Annotated in this window: 4 protein-coding genes; all 4 read right to left on the reverse strand. The window is 65.7% G+C overall.

Annotated elements, in window-relative coordinates:
* Positions 1-514: ATP-binding cassette domain-containing protein (locus GI374_RS18605; protein WP_154338482.1), on the reverse strand; the 514-nt coding region annotated here is incomplete at its 3' end.
* A gap of 2 nt (positions 515-516) precedes the next feature.
* The gene (gene ugpE, locus GI374_RS18610) at positions 517-1,365 is read right to left on the reverse strand and encodes a sn-glycerol-3-phosphate ABC transporter permease UgpE (protein WP_154338483.1); all 849 of its coding nucleotides are present in this window, start codon (positions 1,363-1,365) and stop codon (positions 517-519) included.
* Position 1,366: 1 nt separating this feature from the next.
* Entirely contained in the window at positions 1,367-2,251 is an 885-nt protein-coding gene (gene ugpA / locus GI374_RS18615; RefSeq protein ID WP_154338484.1) for a sn-glycerol-3-phosphate ABC transporter permease UgpA, read from the reverse strand.
* A 73-nt stretch (positions 2,252-2,324) separates the two neighbouring features.
* Entirely contained in the window at positions 2,325-3,644 is a 1,320-nt protein-coding gene (gene ugpB, locus GI374_RS18620; RefSeq protein WP_154338485.1) for a sn-glycerol-3-phosphate ABC transporter substrate-binding protein UgpB, read from the reverse strand.
* Positions 3,645-3,757 lie beyond the last annotated feature (113 nt).

A 3,757-nucleotide genomic window follows, 5' to 3' on the forward strand; every position in this document is an offset into this window, starting at 1 on the left:
CGCGGAGCTTCGCGTCGAGGTTCGAGAGCGGCTCGTCGAAGAGGAACGCCTGCGGCTTCCTGACGATGGCGCGGCCCATCGCCACCCGCTGCCGCTGGCCGCCCGAGAGGGATTGCGGCTTGCGGTCGAGGAAGGGCTCGATCTCCAGCACCCGCGCCGCTTCGATCACGCGGGCGTCGATCTCGGCCCGCGGCGTCTTGCGGTTCCTGAGTCCGTATTCGAGGTTCCCGCGCACCGTCATGTGCGGGTAGAGGGCGTAGTTCTGGAACACCATGGCGATGTCGCGCTCGGCCGGCTCCAGCCCGTTGACCACGCGTCCGCCGATGCGGATCTCGCCGCTGGTCACGGACTCCAGCCCCGCGATCATCCGCAGCAGCGTGGACTTGCCGCAGCCGGAGGGGCCGACGAGAACCGCAAGCTCGCCGTCCTCGACATGCAGGTCGATGCCCTTCAACGTGTCGGCGCTGTTGCCAGGATAGGCTTTGCGGAGCCCCGCGATCTCGATTGCGGCCATCCCTATTTCTCCGTCTCGACGAGGCCCTTCACGAAGAGCCGCTGCATGAGGATCACCACCAGCACCGGCGGCAGCATGGCGAGGATCACCGCCGCCATGACGAAGTTCCATTGTGGGTCGGCCTCGGCCACCGCGACCATGCGCTTGATGCCCATGACGATGGTGTAATAGCGCGGATCGGTGGTCACGAGCATGGGCCAGAGATACTGGACCCAGCCGTAGATGAAGAGGATCACCGAGAGCGCCGCGATGTTGGTGCGCGAGAGCGGCAGGACCATGTCGCGGAAAAACTGCATCGGCCCGGCGCCGTCGATCCGCGCAGCCTCGGCCAGCTCGTCCGGCAGCGTCATGAAGAACTGCCGGAAAAGGAAGGTGGCCGTCGCCGAGGCGATCAGCGGGAGGGTCAGGCCGGCCCATGTGTTCAGCATCCCGAAATCCGCGACCACCTTGAAGGTCGGCAGGATGCGGACCTCGACCGGCAGCATGAGCGTGATGAAGATGAGCCAAAAGCAGAGGACGCGAAACGGGAAGCGGAACCAGACTATCGCGAAAGCCGAGATGATCGAGATCGCGATCTTCCCGGCAGTGATGACCACCGCCATGATCGTGGAGTTCATCAGCATCCGCCAGGCGGGCTCGGACCCCGCGCCGCGCATGCCCGAGGCGAGGATGGTGCTGTAGTTCTCCCACCCCGCTGAGCCCGGCAGGAGCGGCATCCGGCCCGAAGCAAAGGCGCCCGCCGGATGGGTGGAGGCAACGAAGGCGACCCAGACCGGGAAGGCCACGATCGCGATGCCTAGGATCAGCACGGCATGGGTCAGGATGTTGAGCCAGCGGCGGTTCTCGATCATCTTAATACTGGACCTTGCGCTCGACATAGCGGAACTGGACCACGGTCAGCGCGATCACGATCAGCATCAGCACCACGGACTGCGCCGAGGACGAGCCGAGGTTCAGCCCAAGAAAGCCGTCGGCATAGACCTTGTAGACGAGGATGTTGGTGGCCCCCGCAGGTCCGCCCGAGGTGGTGGCGTCGATGATCGGGAAGGTGTCGAACATCGCGTAGTTCACGTTCACGATCAGCAGGAAGAACGTCGTGGGCGCAATCAGCGGCAGCACGATGTCGCGCGTCCGTTTCAGCGGTCCGGCGCCGTCGATGGCCGCGGCCTCGATCAACGATTTCGGCACCGATTGCAGCGCGGCGAGGAAGAAGAGGAAGTTGTAGGAGACCTGCTTCCAGGTTGCGGCGATGATAACGAGAATCATCGCGTGGTTGCCGTTGATGCGGTGGTTCCAGGTTACGCCGAACTGCGAGAGCACCATCGGCAGGATGCCGATTGTCGGGTTGAACAGGAACCACCACAGCACCCCGGCGACGACCGGCGCCACCGCATATGGCCAGACAAGCAGCGTCGTGTAGACCCGCGTGCCCCGCAGCACCCGGTGCACTGCGAGCGCGAGGATCAGCGCGGTGACGAGCGCCAGCAGCGTGACCGAGACCGCGAACACTGCCGTCACCGCGGCCGAGTTCAGCCAGGCGCCGTCGGTGAACAGCCGCCGGTAGTTGGCGAGGCCGACGAAGGTGGTGTTCAGCCCGAATGGATCCTCGCGCCGGAAGGAGGTCCAGATCGCCTGTCCGGCGGGCCAGAGGAAGAACACTGCCGTTACGATCAATTGCGGCGCAAGCAGGAGATACGGCAGCCCCTTGTTCGGGAAGATCGTGCGCTTGGTCTGCATGTGGTCCGGACGTCAGGGGAAAAGAACGGGCACGCGCCGCATCGGCGCGTGCCCAGGGGTCGGCTGGAGTCCCTCAGCTGTTGGCGTCTTCGAAGTCGCGCAGGATGGTGTTGCCACGCTCGACCGCGGCATCCAGTGCCTCCTGTGCGGTCTTCTGCCCGGCCAGCAGCGCCTCGAACTCGCTGTCCACCGCGTCGCGCACCTGCGTCAGGTTGCCGAAGCGCACGCCCTTGGAGTTCACGCTCGGCGTCCCGCGGGTGATCTGCTGGATCGCCACGTCCGAGCCGGGGTTGGCCTCGTAGTAGCCCTGCGACTGGCCGAGGTCATAGGTCGCGTTGGTGATCGGCAGGTAGCCGGTCGCCTGGTGCCAGTCGGCCTGCACTTCGGGCTGCGAAAGATAGTCGAAGAAGGCGGCGACGCCCGCGTATTCGTTGTCCTCCCGCCCGCTCAGCACCCAGAGCGTCGCGCCGCCGATGATCGAGTTCATCGGCTCGGCGATCCGGTCGTCGTAGTGGGGCAGCGGCGCGAAGCCGACCTCGAAGTCCTTGGCGTTCTCGATCACGCCCGCGCGCGAGGCCGAGGAGTTCATGTAGATCGCGCATTCGCCCGAGTAGAACTTGGGCGGCGCGTCGTTGCCACCCACGGGGCCGCCATACTGGAACAGTCCCCCGTCCGACCACCGCTTGAGGTTGTCCCAGTGCTGGACCTGGACGGGACCGTTGAAGGTGAACTCGCTGTCGAGCCCGGCAAAGCCGTTCTCCTGCGTGCCATAGGGCTGGTCATGGATCGCCGACAGGTTCTCGAGCTGCACCCAGCTGATCCAGCCGGTGGTGAAGCCGCAGTTCGCCGCGCCCGAGTCGACGATCTTGCGCGAGAACTCCTCGACCTCGCCCCAGGTGCGCGGGGCGACCTCGGGGTCGAGGCCCGCTGCGGCGAAGGCGTCCTTGTTGTAATACATGATCGGCGTCGAGGAGTTGAACGGCAGCGACAGGATGTTGCCCGCCGGGTCCGAGTAGTAGCCGACGACTGGCGCGAGGTAGTCCGCCGGGTCGAAGGTGCGGCCCTGGTCGGTCATCAGCTGGTGGACCGGATAGACCGCGCCCTCGGCCGCCATCATGGTGCCGGTGCCGACCTCGAAGACCTGCACGATTGCAGGCTGCTCGTTGGCGCGGAAGGCGGCGATCGCGGCGGTCAGCGTCTCGGGATAGGAGCCCTTGTAGACCGGCACGATCCGATAGTCCGACTGCGCCGCGTTAAAGCCCGCCGCGATCTCCTCGAGCTTCGCGCCCAACTCGCCACCCATGGCGTGCCACCACTGCACTTCGGTCTGCGCGGCAGCCGGCGCGGTCAGAGCCGCGGAGGCCAGCAAAGCGCCGATCAGTGTTCTTGTCATCTTCCACTCCATCGATGTCATTCACCCGCCCGGGGCGTTGCGCCTCTGGACGTGCGGCCGGGCATCCCTAGTCGGCGAAGGTGACGGTTCTGTGATGACTTGCAGCAGTGATG

Origin of the sequence: Paracoccus sp. S-4012, assembly GCF_009674885.1 — a bacterium.
Classification (GTDB): Bacteria; Pseudomonadota; Alphaproteobacteria; order Rhodobacterales; family Rhodobacteraceae; genus Paracoccus.